The following is an 18,373-nucleotide window of genomic DNA, read 5'->3' as shown; positions in this document are numbered from 1 at the left end:
AGCGTACGAACATATAATTAAAGAGGTGATTATAGTTGAAAGGAATTATATTAGCTGGAGGATCTGGTACACGCTTATACCCATTAACAAAAGCAATTTCTAAACAAATGTTACCTATATACGATAAGCCAATGATTTATTACCCATTATCTGTGCTAATGCTTGCAGGCATTAAAGAAATTCTTATTATTTCTACGCCAAGAGATGTGGGTGGTTTTCAAGAACTTTTAGGAGATGGTGGACAACTAGGTATTAATATTAAATATGCAGTACAAAATGAACCTAATGGTTTGGCAGAAGCTTTTGTAATTGGTGAAGAGTTTATATGTAATTCTTCAGTCGCTTTAGTCCTAGGAGATAACATTTTTTATGGATCTAATTTTAGTAATATATTACAACAGGCGGCAGAATTAAAAAGTGGCGGAATTATTTTCGGGTGTTTTGTAAAAGATCCACGTGCATATGGCGTAGTTGAAGTCGATGAAGAAAGAAATGCTATATCTATTGAAGAAAAGCCAGAGAATCCAAAATCCTCTTTTGCAGTACCAGGATTGTATTTCTTTGATAATGAAGTAGTTAATATAGCAAAAAAGGTTAAACCATCTAGTAGAGGTGAGAAGGAAATAACTTCAGTTATTGATAATTACCTTAAGAGAGGAAAATTAAAAGTGGAGCTCACTGGACGGGGGCTTGCATGGTTAGATACGGGTACTCATGAATCTTTATTGGAAGCATCCAATTTTGTTGAAGCTGTTCAAAAGCGTCAAGGATTATATATTGCATGTATAGAAGAAATAGCTTTTCGTAGGGGGTATATCACAAAAGAGCAATTACTAGACTTAGCTGAACCACTATTAAAAACTGAATACGGAAAATACTTACAAGAAGTTGCGATGGTGAGTAAAAGTATAGAAATTCCCCAATTAATTAAATAGATTATGGAGCAAATTTTAAATCATGAATAGAGATCCAGACAATTTAGATGTTGAGGAATTAAATTTTAATCCAATGATTTAGATATACAAAGGAAATTTATTAATTTGTAATTCAAATATTATTTCATAAAAAATAAATGATGAAGAATCATTTGAGAATTAGTAGAGGTGAAAAAGTGGCACGGAATAAAATTCTTGTTACAGGTGGCGCCGGATTTATCGGTGGGAACTTTGTTCAATATATGGTGGACAAATTTCCTCAATATGACATTTATAATTTAGACTTGTTAACTTATGCAGGTGATTTAACAAAACATAAGAATATACAAACAAAAGATAATTATTATTTTATAAAAGCGGACATTGCTGACCGTGAAACGATATTCGGGCTCTTTGAAAAGGAAAAATTTCACTACGTTGTTCATTTTGCAGCAGAAAGCCATGTTGATCGGTCCATTACTGATCCAGGAATATTTGTTCGAACGAATGTACTTGGAACACAAGTATTGTTAGATGCTTCTAGAGCAGTAGAGGTAACAAAATTTGTACACGTATCGACAGATGAAGTGTATGGAGAATTAGATTTTGATCCAACTACATTTTTCACAGAAGATACACCTTTAAATCCGAATAGTCCTTATAGTGCAAGCAAGGCATCATCTGATTTATTGGTACGAGCCTATCACGAAACATATGGGTTACCTGTAAACATCACTCGTTGTTCTAATAATTATGGACCATACCACTTTCCTGAAAAATTAATTCCATTGACTATTTCTCGAGTGTTAAACAACCAAAAGGTACCAGTTTATGGTGATGGGAAAAACATTCGTGACTGGTTACATGTAATTGACCATTGTGCTGCGATTGATATAGTTATGCATGAAGGTGTAAATGGAGAAGTATACAATGTTGGTGGTCATAATGAACGAACAAATTTAGAGGTTGTTAAAACAATTATTAAAACTCTAGGTAAATCAGAGGAGTTAATTGAATTCGTTAAAGATCGATTAGGTCACGATAAGCGTTATGCTATTAATCCTACTAAGTTAGAAAATTTAGGTTGGCAACCAACATATACTTTTGACACGGGAATTGCACAAACTATTGAATGGTATCTTGATAACAAAGAATGGTGGGCACAAATTATTAATGGTGATTATCAGAAGTATTTTGAGAAACAATATAGCGTGAATAAAAAGTCTTTACATCAATAAGGTGTAAAGACTTAAGTTATTTAAAAGCTATTGAAACTTGGAAGAGGTAATGTTCATATGAAAATTACAATCGCTGGAACAGGTTATGTGGGATTATCAAATGCAATTTTACTAGCACAACACAACGACGTAATTGCATTAGATATTATCCAAGAGAAAGTAGATATGATTAATAATAAAAGGTCTCCTATAATAGATAGTGAGATTGAAGAATTCCTAGCAACAAAAAAATTAAACTTAACAGCAACAACTGACAATTATAAAGCATTTAAGGATGCTGAATTTGTAATCATCTCTACACCTACCAATTATGATCCTGAAAAGAATTACTTTAATACGAGGACAGTTGAAGCTGTTATTGCTAACGTTTTATCTATTAATCCAGATGCAGTTATGGTCATTAAGTCTACAGTCCCCGTAGGTTATACAGAAACAGTTCGAGAAAAATTTAAGACAGAAAATATTATCTTTTCACCGGAATTTTTAAGGGAAGGTAAAGCATTATATGATAACTTGTATCCTTCAAGAATTGTTGTGGGTGAGCAGTCTGAAAGAGCTAAGGTTTTCGCTGATTTGTTAGTGGAGGGCTCAGTTAAGGAGGATATTGACGTCTTATTTACTAATTCAACAGAAGCTGAAGCTATTAAACTATTTGCAAATACTTATCTTGCAATGAGAGTTTCATTTTTCAATGAGCTAGACTCATATGCAGAGATCAGAGGGTTAAATACTAAACAAATTATTGATGGAGTATGTCTAGATCCACGAATAGGTAGTCATTATAATAATCCTTCATTTGGTTACGGAGGATACTGTCTCCCTAAAGATACGAAGCAACTGCTAGCTAATTATGAGGACGTACCAAATAATATCATGGTAGCAATAGTAGATGCGAATAGAACAAGAAAAGATCATATTGCTGAAATGATTATTAAAAGGAATCCAAAGGTTGTAGGGATTTATAGACTTACGATGAAGATGGATTCAGATAATTTTAGACAATCTGCTATCCAAGGAGTTATGAAACGTATAAAAGCAAAAGGTATCGAAGTTATAGTTTATGAGCCAGCTCTTCATGAGGATACTTTTTATAATTCTAGAGTAATAAAAAACTTTGAGGAATTTAAAAAAGTTTCAGATATAATTGTAGCCAATCGTCTATCAGACGACTTACTAGAAGTAGAGGATAAAGTGTATACCAGAGATTTATTTAGCAGAGACTAGGAGATGTAATAGGAACTGCATAAAACTACTGCTTTAACCTATTAATAATTCTAATGACAAACCTATATTTAAAAACTTTATTAAATACTAAAGAGTTAAGTTCGAAAAAGTTATAGTTTTAGCAGCTGTAGTAACGATTAATGTATAGCTAAAATTAAATATTAAGTAATTAATTCTGATATGGAAATTAACAGGGAGGAATAAAAATGGAGAATATTGTTATTTATGGTGCTGGTGGTTTTGCTCGTGAAGTGGCGCATCTAATAGAACAGATAAATGCAGTGGATCAAAAGTGGAATATATTAGGGTTTATAGATGATGACCCGAATAAAACTGGTATTATGGTAAACGATTGGCCTATTCTGGGTACTTTTGAGTGGTTTAATGATAACCCTAATGCTAACGTGGTGCTTGCCACAGGTAGTCCTAAGGGGAAACAATTAATAGTGAATCGACTTCAAGCTTTTTCGGATCTAAAGTTCCCCAACCTATTTCATCCTAGCCTAAAAATGTCAAGGTTTAATCAATTAGGAATAGGTAATGTCATTTGTGAAGGAAGCATATTGACCACCAATATTACTGTGGGTAATTTTGTTACAATTAATCTTAACTGTACTATCGGTCATGATGTTGAAATTCAAGATTTCGCAACTATTCTTCCGAGTTCTTCTGTTTCAGGTAATGTTGTGATTGAAGAAGGGGTGGACCTTGGTACTAGTTCTTCTATCATTCCACATAAAAGAATCGGTTCATGGACAATTGTTGGGGCTGGGTCAGTAGTAGTAAAAGATCTTCCAGAAAATTGTACGGCCGTTGGTATCCCAGCTAAACCAATTAAATACCACGAATAGCCAAGACTTATAAAATTATTATCTATTACTAAAGAAAAATGAAAAATCATAAATTATAACTGCTTTAAATTTGAATTAAGTAGAAGATTTTAAATGTTTTGTAAATGCCTGATTTTTGAATATTTATCTTTGGTTGTTAGTTTTAATTGAATGAAAAGTGAAGTGCTTAAATAAATAGCAGGTGTGTAGAGAGGGGTACATCATGATTCAAACAGTGACGGTAATTGGTGCAAATGGCACAATGGGGTGCAATGTTTCTGGTATTTTTGCTTCCTTTGGTGAGGTAAAAGTTTATATGGTAAGTCGCTCAATGGAAAAAGCAAAAAATGCTGTAGAAAAAGCAGCTATGTCAGTAAGAGCAGATGCTATTAAGGAAAACCTTATACCAGCAGATTATTCAATGCTAGAAAACTGCATTAAGGATTCTGATTTGGTGTTTGAAAGTGTTGCAGAAGATTTGAATATAAAATTATCGGTAAATCATAAAATAGCAAAATATGTTGATAAAAATACAATAATTTGTACTGGTTCCTCTGGTTTGTCAATTAAAGAACTTGCCGAAGCATTTCCAGAGTCAATTAGACAAAATTATTTAGGTGTTCATTTTTTTAATCCACCATATAATTTAACACTATGTGAGTTGATTCCATCTGAATATACAGACAGAAATCTTTTTTGTAATATAAGAGAATATGTAACAAACACCTTATATAGAACAGCAGTAGAAGTGAATGATGCCCCAGCATTCCTTGGCAATAGAATAGGATTTCAATTTATTAATGAGGCCCTTCAATATGCTGAAAGGTATAAGGATAATGGAGGTATTGATTATATAGATAGCATTCTTGGACAATTTACTGGAAGAAGTATGGCCCCATTAGTAACATCTGATTTTGTTGGATTGGATGTCCATAAAGCAATTGTAGATAATCTCTATGATAATACCAATGACTATGCTCGAGATACTTTCATCATGCCTGAATTTGTAATTAATATGGTCAATAATGGCGTATTGGGTAGAAAAACAAAAGGTGGATTATATAAACTTGAAGTGTCTAATAGTGGAGCTAAAAAGAAAATGGTTTACGATATCGCTTCAAACAGTTATAGAGATGTAATAAACTATAGTTTTCCATTTGCTGATGGTATGGTAAATGCTTTTAAAGTAGGCGATTATAATACTGCTTTCAAAACATTAATTAACAATCACTCCACTGAAGCAGAAATTTGCATTGAGTTTTTATTAAAATATGTTATCTATTCTTTAAATACAAATAATATTGTTGGTAAGAGTATACATTCGGCAGATGATGTAATGGCTACTGGTTTTAATTGGTGCCCACCTCTTGCTGTAATACAAGCTTTGTTTGGTATAGAAAGTTTTAAGAGTTTAGCAGAGGAAAGATTGAGTAATGATCTATTGAATCAAATTGACTTAGATATGCTTCTGAGCAAAGTTGAGGTTTCAAAATACGACTATCGTAGATATTTTAAAGCTAAACGGTGATTAAATTACTACAACAATGAAGAGGTGTATTATGGAAAAAGTGTATGTACTAGGTGGAGCACAAACAGATTTCGAGCGAAATTGGACAAAAGAAGGTAAAAACGTTATAGCATTATTAAAAGAAGCAATTACCGATGGCTTTGAAGATGCAGGTATTTCCTTCGAAGACATCCAACAATTAAATAAAGAGAATAGAGTAGCTAGCTTTGTTGGGAATTTTATTGCAGAAGAATATATCAAACAAGGTCACTTAGGTGCATTACTTACTGAAGTTCACCCGGCTTTCTACGGTGTACCTTCAGCAAGGTATGAAGCAGCTTGTGCATCTAGTTCTGTAGCACTTGATGCTGCGAGCAATAAGATAAAATCTGGAGATTATGATGTGGCGGTTGTTGTTGGTTGGGAATTAATGAAAACTGTTGATTCAAAAACCGGTGGTGACATCTTAGGAAGAGCTGCGTACTATGAAAAGGAAGGAAGAGGAATTGATTTTCCATTTCCTAAGTTGTTTGGTAAGCTAGCAGATGAATTAGTCAATAAATATCAGTTAGAGGAACAACGTTTTATGGATAGCCTTGCTATGATTTCAAATAAAAATTACAGTAATGCGAAGAGAAACTCAATGGCACAAACTCGTAATTGGTTTATGAATTTAACACAAGCTCAAATGAGAGGTACAGATACGAACCCACTAGTGGGTGGAAGATTAGCAGTATCTGATTGTTCACAGGTAACCGATGGTGCTGCCGTAATTGTTCTAGCATCCGAGAAATTTGTTAAGGAAAATTATGATAAAAAAGTTCCGATAGTAAAAGGATACGGTCATAGAGTTGCACCTATGTTATTCGAAAATAAAATGATGGATAATAGCAATTCTTCATATATACTTCCTTGGACAAGACAAGCAGTTGTAGATGCATATAATCGTTCTGGCTTGACAGTAGATGATATAGATTTCTTTGAAACTCATGACTGCTTCACTTCAAGTGAATATGCTGCAATTTCATCTTTTGGGATTACTGAACCAGGAAGAGAGTTTGAAGCGATAGAACAAGGAATAAATACTTTTGATGGATCCAAACCCATTAATCCAAGCGGTGGACTAATTGGCTGTGGTCATCCCGTAGGAGCCAGTGGAGCAAGAATGTTCTTGGATTTATATAAACAAGTTTCTGGAAAAGCAGGAGATTATCAGTTAAAGAAAACTGATAATGGGATGATGCTAAATATTGGAGGAAGTGCTACTACAAATTATGTATTTATAGTAGGAAATGAGTAATAGTAAGAGTATCAATAAGCTTATAGTCCCACCTAGAGTTTGTAAAATAAAATAAATAAAACTTTTTGTTACTCCGATGTTTATGGCAATTAATAAATGTACCTTATGGCAATCGGGGGTATGCAATAGATCCTGCATAAATCCAACTTTACATGGAGAAGTGGTGATGGCAGGATAGTTTGCCAAGCAAGAACAACCCATGCCCTATTGCCTTTCACCTTTACCACAAAGGCTCCATGTCAAGTTACCTTGGGTATGAATATACTGCCATACGGATATTACCGATTGCCATTTCATACAAAAATTAAATGCCAAATACACGTCCGATGCTTCTAAAGTAAAGAGCGAACTGGGCTGGGCTGCCAAACGTGACATTGTAACTATGTGCCGTGATGCTTGGCAGTTTGAGAAGAATATAAAGAGTAATATGTTTTTTGATTAAATAAAATTTCCCGCTGGGCTTAATGGCTTGACGGGCTTATTTGTGTTGTTTAATTTTTCCTAGAAATACAATTCTTCATACTCAGTACCCCGTAAAATAATGATACTTGTCTCTATGTTTAAATGTATGGGTTTAAATTGAATATATTGCTCGGCTAAAACACGCATATCCATTACTATGGAATATTTAGTAATCGGTTTGTCGTAAACAGCAAGCCTACGAATACCGGTTCCTGTCACCATGCTATCAAGCTAAGCAAATAATTTCCTAATTTCGCAAAAAGGACCAATTCTTTCTTTGAAACCTAAAGAAAGGTAGGTCCTTTTTATGCTAAATCGTAAGCTGAGTGTGGAAGAGGATTTTTGACTAATTTCTGACGATTTGATCAAGATTTTTAGCCCTATTTCCTCAATGATTTGGCAAGAAAAAATTTATTTCTTCAGAGGTCCAGCAAATTCGAACCTAAAGATTTTACAGAAGCCTATTATATTTCAGGGCGAAAACGAAAATACTTGCTTTTGTCAAGGATGAAATGGGAAATTTAGTCAGATTAGACATAGAAAAAATAATGGAAGAGATGGAGATTGGTGAGACAAGAGAAATAGAAGATATCTATGCGGGGAAGGGAAAGTTAAAAATTCCACGCCTTATTTTGTGTAAATTAAAGAATGAACAGACGGAAAAGAGGTTGAAAAGACGGGACAAAAAGGAAAGAAAAAATGGTGTGAAATTTTCACACCAAACCAAAAAGCTCTCAAGATTGAACATGTTCATAACTAATATACCATATAATGTAATTTCTAAGAAAGAAATACAACCGCTATATTCTCTCAGATGGCAAATTGAAATTTTATTTAAGGCATGGAAATCGATATACGATATCAATAAAGTAAAGAAAATGAAAGTAGAACGATTTGAATGCCATCTTTATGGAACCCTTATTTCACTACTTATCGCATCTACGTTAGCGTTTAAAATTCGAGAACTTCTTTACTTAAAAAAGGAGAAAGAAATAAGCAATATAAGGCCTTCTCCATCATAAAGCAATTCCTTGCCACAGTTTACCAGGCCTTAATGGAAGGAGGTGATGCTCTTTTAGCCAATATTGAGGTTATGTTTGAACAGGTAGAAAAAAATGGACAAAAAGCGAAACGATTGAAGAAAGGAACCCCTTTTGAGATCCTTCTCGGCGTATTCGAACAAAACAATAAAAAAGTTGCTTTAACGATTTTGTGAAAATATATATTGAAAAAAAGCCTGGTTTTGTAGGCTTATTAAAGTATGCACTTTTTTAGAATATAGTTTAGCATCAAAATAGAAATCACAAGGGTAGACAAAATTCCAGCTATTGTCGAAAAATTCGCTTGTAGGCTATGGTGCCTGTCACCGCCCGAATTTTGTCGAAGGTAGAGGGGAAGTAAGGCTATGGTTATTGTGAATAGAACTTCGTAGACGGTACCATTTTTCAAAGCAATAGTAGATGTAGGTATCCTATAACTACCTCCAATTATGTGTATTTTGTGACATATATTTACATTATCTTCGTATACTGATAATCTTTGAGTTAGGGAAAGACGCTTCAACCCAATGTATGTTTCCTTCCCTTCCTCGGGTAATTTGCCCGAGGATTTTTCATTTTAATTACTTTATATTAAATTGGTTAATAGTTCCGTAAAAGGAGTGACTTTTATAGAATCATTAAAAAGAAAAAATAGAAAGTTAGGATATATTTTTGCTTCGTTTAACAACTATCTGATCTTTACTATTATTTTCCCTTTCGCCCTTCCTGACTCCGCATATTCCATCGCTTTTTGAGCATCTTCAAAAGGAAAAACTCTATCAATTATAGGTTTGATTTTACCAGTCTCAATAAAGTTTGCGATGATACGTAATTGCTCTCCACTTGGCTTCATAAACAAAAACGTATATTGTACATTATGCTTTTTTTCAAGTGCAGTAAGTTTATGACTTGCTGCTGAAAACAACAACGTTTTTAAAAATCCGGAACCATATTCTTTACCAATACGAGCATTCGGTAATCCCGAAACGGAAACAATTTTTCCTCCGCTTTTGATCACTTCGAATGATTTTTCGAGGATCTCGCCCCCAAGTGTATCAAATACGGCATCATAGTTTTTCAGTATCTCTTCAAATTTTTCTGTCTTGTAATTAATCATTTCATCTGCACCGAGAGACTTTACTAAATTCGCACCAGCTTCACTGGCAGTTGTTGCAACAGTGGCACCCATTAATTTGGCCAGTTGAATAGCAAAGGTACCGACACCACCAGCCCCAGCATGAATTAAAATTTTTTGTCCCTTTTGTAATTGCAAAATGTCTGTTAGGGCTTGATAGGAGGTTAACCCAACCAGCGGGATCGATGCTGCTTCTTCAAAGCTTAAATTTTTAGGTTTTAGGGCGATGTCATCTTCATGAATAGCGATATATTCCGCAAAAGTACCGATTTTACTCTTACGTGGACGTGCAAATATTTCGTCACCAACTTTAAAACGAGTCACTTTTGCGCCAACCTTTGCAACGACACCAGAAAAGTCATTTCCTAATATAAGAGGCATTTTATATTTAACTAACAATTTCACTTTCCCGTCGCGTATCTTAAAATCAACAGGATTAATACTAGCTGCATGAATTTCTGTGAGTACCTCATATTCGCCAATTTCAGGTGTGGGCATGTCTGCCAAACGCATTGGAACTTTCCCATACCTTTCAATAAACATTGCTCTCATAGCCTATACCTCCAAATAATGGGAGTTTAGTTTCCATCATTTCTATAAAAGTTCTGCATGAACTGATCAATATTCGACACAAGCATTCGTAGTAAACCTAATTCTGTACGTATATTAATATAATAAAAGTTTTTTGTCTCTTCTTTACGTATTAAAATAACACCGGCATCGCGTAAAACCTTCAGATGATGGGACACAGCTGGTCGAGAAAGATGTGTTTGTTCAGTGATTTCACCCACACGTAATCCTGTTTGACAATCCGTCCCAATTAGAACAAACAAGATCGATTGACGTGTTTCATCACCAATTTCCAATAGTCCTTTTTGACAATTAATCAAATTCTTTGATTATATTTAGTTGGTCTTGTTTATTCATTCAGTAAAATACCTCCAACGATCAGTTTAATGGTTTAAGTTGATGAACCATATCACCGAATACAACAATATACTATCGTTTTAAAAGGTGCAATATTGAGAAAGCAAATCGAGACGAATTACAACTTAGAGGGGAAGCATCATTAACTTTTCTCATTAAGAGAATTTTATAAAATTGTAAAGGTTAAAGATTCAGTGACGGGAGAAGAATCGGAACGAATCGAAGTGAGGGGTGAATTTAAGCAGCCGCTACTAAGAGAACAGATTCGAGCTGCCAATAAGCAGGTTCTTAGAAATATTGGTTTTCACGAAGATGATGAAGATGTAAATCCTTTTAAATAAAAGCTCTTTGGAGACCGGTTAATCCGTTTTTTTTTTTTTGTATAAGAAGGGATATTAATGTTGATAGTCACCGCTCTATGCTGAAACCCTATTCTAAATCTTTGTATAAGATTTCTTTGCAGTTAACACCTTAAAAAACCGCCAATAGCCGACATTCTTTTTGATGATTTTAGTGCAAGAATCCAATGTTTATGAGGGCTTATCCTTTTACTAATCAATCGTTTGATTAGTATCGGAAAAGAGCGAATGTAATCGAATGGAGGCGCTTGAAGAGAAAAGACAATGATTTTGTGAAATGGTAGGGGAATAAGAGGAATAATCATCGACATACTTTTTTAGTAGGTTTGTACAGGAGCATGTATAGATAGCGGTTCATGTTTCTTTTAATTAATCGTTAAGTTAGTATAACTGATAGGAGAATAGAAGAAATATGTAGGTTTATAGGGAATATGACAATAGTAGGGCATGTATTCTTAAATGATTCCAGTATAGCGAATAAGCTAAGATGGGGGAATAATCAAATAAAGTGTAGGGATAGGATCTTCGAGGTTGGCCTACCTAGAACATTTACTCGGTCGCGCTGTCTCTTGTAAATGCTCATGGGAAGTTATCTGCCAATATCCATGGCACTGCATTTAATATGGGTTCACTTGCTTCATTAGGGCTGGGGCATTTGAGAAAACGGCCATGGAGGGTTCAGCACTCGCTACTTTACTGCAGCGAGAAACTGAACACTTGTTTTTATTATTTATTATTCTATCTCTAATTGTTCCTTCAAAACACTCTGTACTCGCTGTTTCTCCTCTGGAGATACAATTCCATAATAAATTTTATCGACTTTTGTTCCTTGTTCCTTTATTTCCATTTGCTGAATGTCGTTTGCTGCGTCTTTATAATTCTTTTGGATGTCCTTCATCTGTTCAAATGTGAGATTCGTTTTCACATTGCTACCAAGTGCTTTGAATATATTTGAGTAATTAGTTAAGCTCGACAAGCTTGCGCCTTCCTTAATAACGCCTTGAATAATTTGACGTTGCCGCATTTGTCGGCCGAAGTCTCCTCTTGGATCTTCGTGTCTCATTCTTGAGAAGCTCAATGCTTTGGCACCATTTAATTTTAATTTACCTTCAGGAAACTCATATCCGCCCTCAGTAAATTGTAAATCATTTTGTACGGTTACTCCTCCGACCGCATCAACAATATCTTTAAAGCCTTCCATGTTAATTTTTACATAATAATCGATCGGGATATCAAGGAAGTTTTCTACTGTATCCATGGCCATTGGAACGCCTCCAAAGGCATACGCATGGTTAATCTTATCCTCTTTCCCTTTTCCCACGATCTCTGTTCTAGTATCACGAGGAATACTTAGCATCTTTACAGAGTGATTGTTGGGGTTAACAGTTAACACAATCATGGAGTCTGAACGGCCGCGGTCACCTTTTCGTTCATCTACTCCTAACATTAAGACAGAGAAAGGATCCTTCTTCGTAAATTCAACAGGCTCCTGGCGTTTTTCTGATTGCTTCCGGTCAATTGGTTGGTGCATGGTCTCTACCGCATTTTTAAGAGAGTGATAGACAGAATAAGCGTAAACTCCCAGACCTATAAAGAGAACTAGTAATATAATGCCTGTTACTTTAAGCCATTTTCTCTTCTTTTTTTCAGTTTTCATTTGGGCAAATCCTCCAAGAAGTATATTAATTTATCAATTATATATGGTCCAAAAGTATTTGACAATTTTTTTCAATTAAGGACTTTCCTATTATAAATCATTATCTCTGTAAAAGGTATTATTATTAAAAGCCATTTCTGTAATGCTGACCGCATGAACATTGTTGGGGTGGTTGGGTGTTCGCTTCTTTCCGTTTGGGGAAGGAACCATAGGGACGGTTCTGATGGTTTTTTTCATAAGGATCGGCGCCGGTTCTCAACAATTTTTTGGCTGGTTTTGCAGCAAGAATTCAATGCTGTCATGGGCTATACCTACTATTAACCAAACGTTTGTTTAGTTTCGAATAAAAGGGAAGAAGAGAGAAGAATGTCGTTTTAAGAAAAGAGACTAGTGTTTTGTGGAATCGAGGAGAAATTTGCGGGTATATGGGCGAAATTCTTTTTATGCTTATTCGGATAGAATGTGCATGATGGTGCGGTTTACGACCTTTTTAACCAAACGATTAATTAGTATAGCTTATAGGGGAAATGGTGTAAAAATGACGAAAGATAGGACGAAAAGGGCGATTTTACTGGCTTTGGTTAGTGCCAGGAGAACCGTCCCTGTGGTGTTCTATGGGCTATAGCAAACAAAGTGCAAAAAAGGGGACAGTCCCTCGGCACTTTAGCGCAGCGGAGGACTGTCCCAAAAAACAACGTTATTCTTCCCAATTCTCCAGTGCTTCGATAAATTCGGAGGCTTTGATTCCTAACTGGGAGGAGATAATAAAGATAGTTCCCAGACTTGGTTCTTGTATGTTTCGTTCGAGTTTACTCATATATGACACACCGAGCGCACAATCAAATGCCAGGTCTTGCTGTGTGATGTTCAGTGCTTTGCGATACCTTTTTAGTAACTTCCCAATATATTTTCCTCTTTTTTTCTTCATTTCATTTACCCCTTATTAATCTAGTGAAATGTCCAACAGATTACTTTATTGATATAGTGAAAACCTAGGTGAATTTGTAATGCTGAAGAGTCATCCTTGCTTTTTATTGAAAGCATCAAAGTTGTATTTGCCGTTTTTCAGTTTGGTTAATTGACGGCGTTTTTTTGGTTCGAAGTGAGAGGTCATGGGGTTAAGGGTGGTTCCTCTATCTTTTGATAGTTTCCATAGTTGTAGGGCGATCTGCATTTTGTTATTAAAGGATGCTAGCTTTGAATCGACAATGATAGAAATACCGTTGCTTAACTCTACTTCCGTCTTGTAGCCGATACTTTTCGTTTTGACAATATGCTGGGGGTTAAACCATATACAATCATCATTTTGGGTTGATTTAATTGGAAATATGCAAACATCTTGATACGGATTCACGATGACGGGACACATTCTGCGGTCACCAAGAATGTATTTGGCTCCTTTATAGGCACCGTTCAAATTAAAACTGATGTATTTTAATGTATCATCCATTAATTGGAGTGGGGTTCTTTCCACCAAGAGAGACCCACTGCCAATCATCACGCGGGAACATAGCCTGCCGTATTGGTTATATTCTCCTACCATCATACTAATATTGCGATCAATAAGATAAAACGTTTTTATCGACATCCATTTCGCCCCTTATTTCTCTTTGTTATCGGAGGTATAAACTCTTTGTTTCATCTATGGTAGACAAAAAGTCTCCTTTCGCTTAAGTTTGCCCTTCAATATAATAATTGTCTGTTAAAGTGAAATTTCAGAATTATCCCTCATGTCCTTATTGAACACTATTTTTGAAAAATAGGAAAAGGACAATAGTATTCAAAAATAGCTTTTTTTCAACAATTTTTGACAAAATAATGAATTATTTACTTTTTTAGTAGAAGTTTGTTAATTGGCTTATCGATTCATGAAGTTTTCCCATTCAATCACTGACCAGTGCTTTTCTGGCGATTGATCCGGTGCTAATTCAAAAAATTCCTCAAAAAATTTATTCTTCAAGATTCCATAGTAGTAAGCAATCGGGTTTTTAATTGATTTTTGTGTTTTAAGTTTCCGAATCAGCTGCTTAAAGGCATGAATGGCTGTTTGAAGTACTGTTTCATGGTCTGTTTTCTCATACAATCGATAGGCACAAAGGGAGGTCATTTTCCAGTACTCCTCAATGGTTCTAGCCTCTGGAAAAAAGTATTGGACCAGCTGCGTAAATGGCTGTGGAACACGGTCACTGGTGAAAGTATGTTCGAGTGACAGTTGTTTTTCATGTGTACGTTCTTTTATCTCTTTATTATTAGTTTCAGAAAGATTACTAGTTTCTTTATGGTGGTTCAAGTGTTGGGGTTTAGGTGGTTCGTTTGAAGGATAACGATTGAACACGTATAGGTTGCTGGACTGAGAACCGTTTTTTCGCTCGGTTTCATAGACCGTAAAGATGCCTAAGTGGATGGCTTTTTGAATCATGCGTTTAAAGGTAGAGCGGGAAATCCCATGATCGTGGTATTCCTCATGGATTGCTTTTAAAACGGTTCCGATTTTCGCGTGACAGACGCCAGGAACTTTCGCAGAAAAACGGATCAATCGTTTCAGACCGATAAGCTCCCCTTTAGAAAATTTCTGTTTCGTTTCTAAGAGCCACATCTCTATGTGATGATTAAATTCCTTTACACTCTCAAACTGTGAATACTGTTCATACTGATTCATAGAACTAGATTTTAGATTCTTCATCCCGTTAACAACCCTTCGTCGATATATTGTGGGCCTGTTGGCAACTCCAACAATATCGAGTTTGGAAAGAAGAATCGAATCACGTTATTTCCATTTTGAGGACATTTTCGTCGTTTATGTGCCCATTTTGCCCACTAAAGTGACATAAAGAAGTGTTTTTGTTATTTTTTTAAACCAAGAGGATGATTTAGGTTGGTTTCCTCTTCTATTAACCAATCGTTTGATTAGTATCGATTAAGAGGGGAATGAATAGAGTATTTGCCATTATATTGTGGATTAGATCCCTTTGAACTTTGAAAATGTTAAAAAATATGGACATTTAAGGAAAATGAATATATTATTCTATGAAAATTATTTATAATATTAGTAGGTAAAAAGTCTTATTAAATTTAATGAAGAGTAGGTAATATGTATGCCGTATTATTCATTTCGAGAAGTTTGGACACCTTTGAGGCTTTTTAACATTCGATTTTTTATTGATAACAATGATAATAGTTATTGGATCAAATTGGGGAATCAACCGAGAAAGAGGTTAACAAAAGAAGGTTAAAGAACTAATACTAACAGGAAAGAGCTCTGTCTGCACAGAGCTCTTTATCATTGTTTTCGGTTAAAGCTACATCTTGGATAGATTATAGTTGTTGTTTTTCTCCATTAGTTAATAGTTTATAAGATTAGATAGACACCTTGTCACGGTTACATTATTTGGCGCTGATAAAAATAGTTTCCCGAGGTAAAATTTAGGCTCGTAAACACCTAAGAAAGAATGGTTTAGTTCAGAGGCATATTTCTTAATTTCTGTAATGCCCCTATCTTCCATTGCTTCACGGCTGAAACAGACACGTTTTCTTGAACCGCCAGATCCTTCATGGTTTGATCTTGGAGAATGACACCCATCACCCATTTTGTTTCTTTTTCTGTCAGTCCATGGCAATAAGAAAGCAATATCTCAGCATCAAGAGGAATATCAGGATTTTGGTCCTGTACGGTTTCCCAATACTCTTCTTTTGGATAACTGACCATTGTCTCATCCTTATTTTTTTGGGTCAGCTCCATTAGGAGTTTCCCTTTTATATAGGTGTACGCATAGTTGGTGAAACTTCCTTTTTCTGGGTTAAAGCGATTGTCTGCCTCCCAGAGGGCAATTAATGCTGTTTGATAGAATTCCTCCTGGTTGCGGTAAAGATGAAGGGAGTGCATGATTTTATGAATCATAGGGTTATACTGCTCGACTAACTGATTAAAGCTATCCATTGCTGGATCCTTTCGGGACAGCATGCTTCCGATTTATTCCTAGGTAGCTTAAAGATAACGAGAATAATGGATTTAATCGAACGAAGCTTTTTCATTTTTGAAAGGGAAAAGGGAAGGAAAAGAGTCTCTTTTGGCCTCAAAAAACAAATTTGGGGCTGTTTTTTGTGATTTTGAGAAGATTTTATATGGATTTGTGGGATTTTGGTGGCAAGCACCGCCTGGATTTTGTCGAAGAGTGATAGGCCTTTATGTGGTTAATAGAGATAGAATGTAGATGCAACTGAATGACTAGTTTGCAGCTACTCAGTTTGGCTGGAATGTAGGTGGAAATGAACAGTTTTAGTTGATTATTTTTCCATAGGAGGGGCTCTTAAATTGTGTTCCAAGCTGTGGGTTGGAACCATTGCTGTTAGGATTATCTATTTTTACTGCTTGTAGCCTGTATGATCAGACATGTAGCTGCGGTCTTTTTATATTAAAAATTTCACTAAAATCCTTATTGATTTTGATTGTTGAAAGGATAGTAAAGTCTTAAAATAAAGGGATAAAAACGTTTTTAGGCGGTGGCTATGTGGAACTGGTTAGGGAGCTGTCCTTCAATCTTGCAATCATCATGCTTCTATTATTTATTTTTAATCTTTGGGTTGAACGGTACTATAAGAATTCCCTTCCAAAGGTTTTGGGTATTTTTGGGTTTCTCTTATCGATCATGATTTGTCTAATATTTTCAACAAGACATTATGGAGTTATGGTAGATTTAAGGCAAATCCCTATTCTTATAGGTGGGTTTTATTTTGGATTTGGTCCACTATTAACTTTCTTTTCGCTCCTTTTTAGAGGGGTGTTTTTTGGAGTTGACAGTGCTTTTTGGACCGTTCTACCGCTCTATATCCTTTTAGCCATTTATTTAAAGTATGCTCACCCGTGGTTCCTTAAGCAAAACGCAAAAAAGAGACTTTGCGTCGTGCTTACCACTGCAGTGATCATGAACATACTAATATTTATTGGTCTATTGATTACTGGACATTCGGCTAATGGACTTAAGGCTGTTACGATCACCACTATCATTCAGTGTATCGGTACCTGTATGATTTCCTACTTAATTGAGGAAATGAAACAAAATAAGTTTCTTATCGATCAAATGGTGAAGTCACAAAAAATTGAATTGGTCAGTCACATGAGTGCAGCTATCTCTCATGAGGTTCGGAATCCACTAACAGCTGTTAATGGTTTTTTACAGCTTGCTTTAGAAGATCCGAAAATGGAAGACACTACAAGGGGTTATATTGATATCGCTTTGACAGAACTTCATGCTGCTGAACAAGTGATAAAGGATTATTTAACAGTTGGACAACCCTCTTTGCAGACCATTGAGAGGTTTGATTCCAATGAAGAACTGAGAAAGATGATTAAATCCTTACAACCAATGGCAAATATGAATTCAGTTGAGCTGAACATTGAGACCATTCATCCTTGTCTCATCCACGGTGATAAAAATCGATTTCGTCAATGCTTCCTAAATATATTGAAGAATTGTATAGAGGCTATGCCAAATGGCGGAAGGTTATGTATTGATACTGAAGCTTTAACGGACGAAGTGAAAATTCAGATTACTGATTCTGGTATCGGTATGACACAAGAACAGATTAATCGATTAGGTGAGCCCTATTTTTCTACAAAAGGACAAAAAGGAACAGGTCTTGGACTTATGGTCTCATTTAGTATTATTCGGGAGCTAAAAGGTACTATAAAAATTAAAAGTACAGTAGGAAAAGGAACCGTTTTTGTCGTTACCCTTCCTGCTGTAAATAAATAAGTAGAGAAGGGACAGTCCCCCAGCGCT

Annotated in this window: 16 protein-coding genes and 1 pseudogene; 10 read left to right on the top strand and 7 right to left on the bottom strand. The window is 35.4% G+C overall.

Going from position 1 to position 18,373, the window contains the following annotated elements; translation table 11 throughout:
- Nucleotides 1–35: 35 nt before the first annotated feature.
- The 8 genes from rfbA (at nt 36) to ABES03_RS02495 (ending at nt 8,691) form a co-directional block, all read left to right on the top strand.
- Entirely contained in the window at nt 36–935 is a 900-nt protein-coding gene (gene rfbA / locus ABES03_RS02530) for a glucose-1-phosphate thymidylyltransferase RfbA (RefSeq protein ID WP_430114877.1), read from the top strand.
- A gap of 176 nt (nt 936–1,111) precedes the next feature.
- Complete coding sequence (gene rfbB, locus ABES03_RS02525) at nt 1,112–2,152, top strand: dTDP-glucose 4,6-dehydratase (RefSeq protein WP_430114875.1); 1,041 nt, start codon at nt 1,112–1,114, stop codon at nt 2,150–2,152.
- 57 nt (nt 2,153–2,209) lie between these two features.
- Entirely contained in the window at nt 2,210–3,376 is a 1,167-nt protein-coding gene (locus tag ABES03_RS02520) for a nucleotide sugar dehydrogenase (protein WP_430114873.1), read from the top strand.
- Between the two features lie 206 nt (nt 3,377–3,582).
- Nucleotides 3,583–4,227, top strand: a complete 645-nt coding sequence (locus tag ABES03_RS02515) for an acetyltransferase (protein ID WP_430114870.1) — start codon at nt 3,583–3,585, stop codon at nt 4,225–4,227.
- 202 nt (nt 4,228–4,429) lie between these two features.
- Nucleotides 4,430–5,734, top strand: coding sequence for a 3-hydroxyacyl-CoA dehydrogenase family protein (locus ABES03_RS02510; protein WP_430114868.1), 1,305 nt, complete (start codon nt 4,430–4,432; stop codon nt 5,732–5,734).
- A 31-nt stretch (nt 5,735–5,765) separates the two neighbouring features.
- Nucleotides 5,766–7,013, top strand: coding sequence for an acetyl-CoA acetyltransferase (locus tag ABES03_RS02505; RefSeq protein WP_430114867.1), 1,248 nt, complete (start codon nt 5,766–5,768; stop codon nt 7,011–7,013).
- 974 nt (nt 7,014–7,987) lie between these two features.
- Nucleotides 7,988–8,497: a transposase gene (locus ABES03_RS02500; RefSeq protein WP_430114865.1), complete on the top strand. Its 510-nt coding sequence runs from the start codon at nt 7,988–7,990 to the stop codon at nt 8,495–8,497.
- A 32-nt stretch (nt 8,498–8,529) separates the two neighbouring features.
- Nucleotides 8,530–8,691 (top strand): hypothetical protein, encoded by a 162-nt coding sequence (locus tag ABES03_RS02495; protein ID WP_430114862.1) that lies wholly within the window; start codon nt 8,530–8,532, stop codon nt 8,689–8,691.
- Nucleotides 8,692–9,203: 512 nt separating this feature from the next.
- On the opposite strand, the gene ABES03_RS02490 is transcribed toward ABES03_RS02495, so the two are convergent.
- Both ABES03_RS02490 and ABES03_RS02485 read right to left on the bottom strand, forming a co-directional pair.
- A complete protein-coding gene (locus tag ABES03_RS02490) occupies nt 9,204–10,202 on the bottom strand; it encodes an NADP-dependent oxidoreductase (protein ID WP_430114860.1) in 999 nt (332 codons plus the stop codon).
- A gap of 26 nt (nt 10,203–10,228) precedes the next feature.
- Nucleotides 10,229–10,577: pseudogene (locus ABES03_RS02485) on the bottom strand (ArsR/SmtB family transcription factor).
- A gap of 194 nt (nt 10,578–10,771) precedes the next feature.
- Here ABES03_RS02485 and ABES03_RS02480 point away from each other — a divergent pair.
- On the top strand, nt 10,772–10,918 hold the full coding sequence (locus ABES03_RS02480; protein WP_430114858.1) for a hypothetical protein: 147 nt from the start codon (nt 10,772–10,774) through the stop codon (nt 10,916–10,918).
- A 751-nt stretch (nt 10,919–11,669) separates the two neighbouring features.
- Here the strand turns inward: ABES03_RS02480 and ABES03_RS02475 are convergent.
- The 5 genes from ABES03_RS02475 to ABES03_RS02455 all read right to left on the bottom strand — a co-directional run bounded on the left by ABES03_RS02475 (nt 11,670) and on the right by ABES03_RS02455 (nt 16,554).
- Complete coding sequence (locus tag ABES03_RS02475; RefSeq protein WP_430114857.1) at nt 11,670–12,593, bottom strand: LytR family transcriptional regulator; 924 nt, start codon at nt 12,591–12,593, stop codon at nt 11,670–11,672.
- A 697-nt stretch (nt 12,594–13,290) separates the two neighbouring features.
- A complete protein-coding gene (locus ABES03_RS02470) occupies nt 13,291–13,521 on the bottom strand; it encodes a helix-turn-helix domain-containing protein (RefSeq protein WP_430114855.1) in 231 nt (76 codons plus the stop codon).
- A 90-nt stretch (nt 13,522–13,611) separates the two neighbouring features.
- The gene (locus ABES03_RS02465) at nt 13,612–14,181 is read right to left on the bottom strand and encodes a competence protein ComK (protein ID WP_430114854.1); all 570 of its coding nucleotides are present in this window, start codon (nt 14,179–14,181) and stop codon (nt 13,612–13,614) included.
- Nucleotides 14,182–14,451: 270 nt separating this feature from the next.
- Nucleotides 14,452–15,276 (bottom strand): hypothetical protein, encoded by an 825-nt coding sequence (locus ABES03_RS02460; protein WP_430114851.1) that lies wholly within the window; start codon nt 15,274–15,276, stop codon nt 14,452–14,454.
- 771 nt (nt 15,277–16,047) lie between these two features.
- A complete protein-coding gene (locus ABES03_RS02455; RefSeq protein WP_430114848.1) occupies nt 16,048–16,554 on the bottom strand; it encodes a sigma-70 family RNA polymerase sigma factor in 507 nt (168 codons plus the stop codon).
- Between the two features lie 547 nt (nt 16,555–17,101).
- On the opposite strand from ABES03_RS02455, the gene ABES03_RS02450 reads away from it, so the two are divergent.
- Entirely contained in the window at nt 17,102–18,346 is a 1,245-nt protein-coding gene (locus ABES03_RS02450; RefSeq protein WP_430114846.1) for an ATP-binding protein, read from the top strand.
- The last annotated feature ends 27 nt before the right edge of the window (nt 18,347–18,373 follow it).

The sequence above is a fragment of the Neobacillus rhizosphaerae genome, from assembly GCF_050477885.1.
Classification (GTDB): domain Bacteria; phylum Bacillota; class Bacilli; order Bacillales; family Cytobacillaceae; genus Neobacillus; species Neobacillus rhizosphaerae_A.
This window is presented reverse-complemented; position numbering and strand designations above follow the sequence as displayed.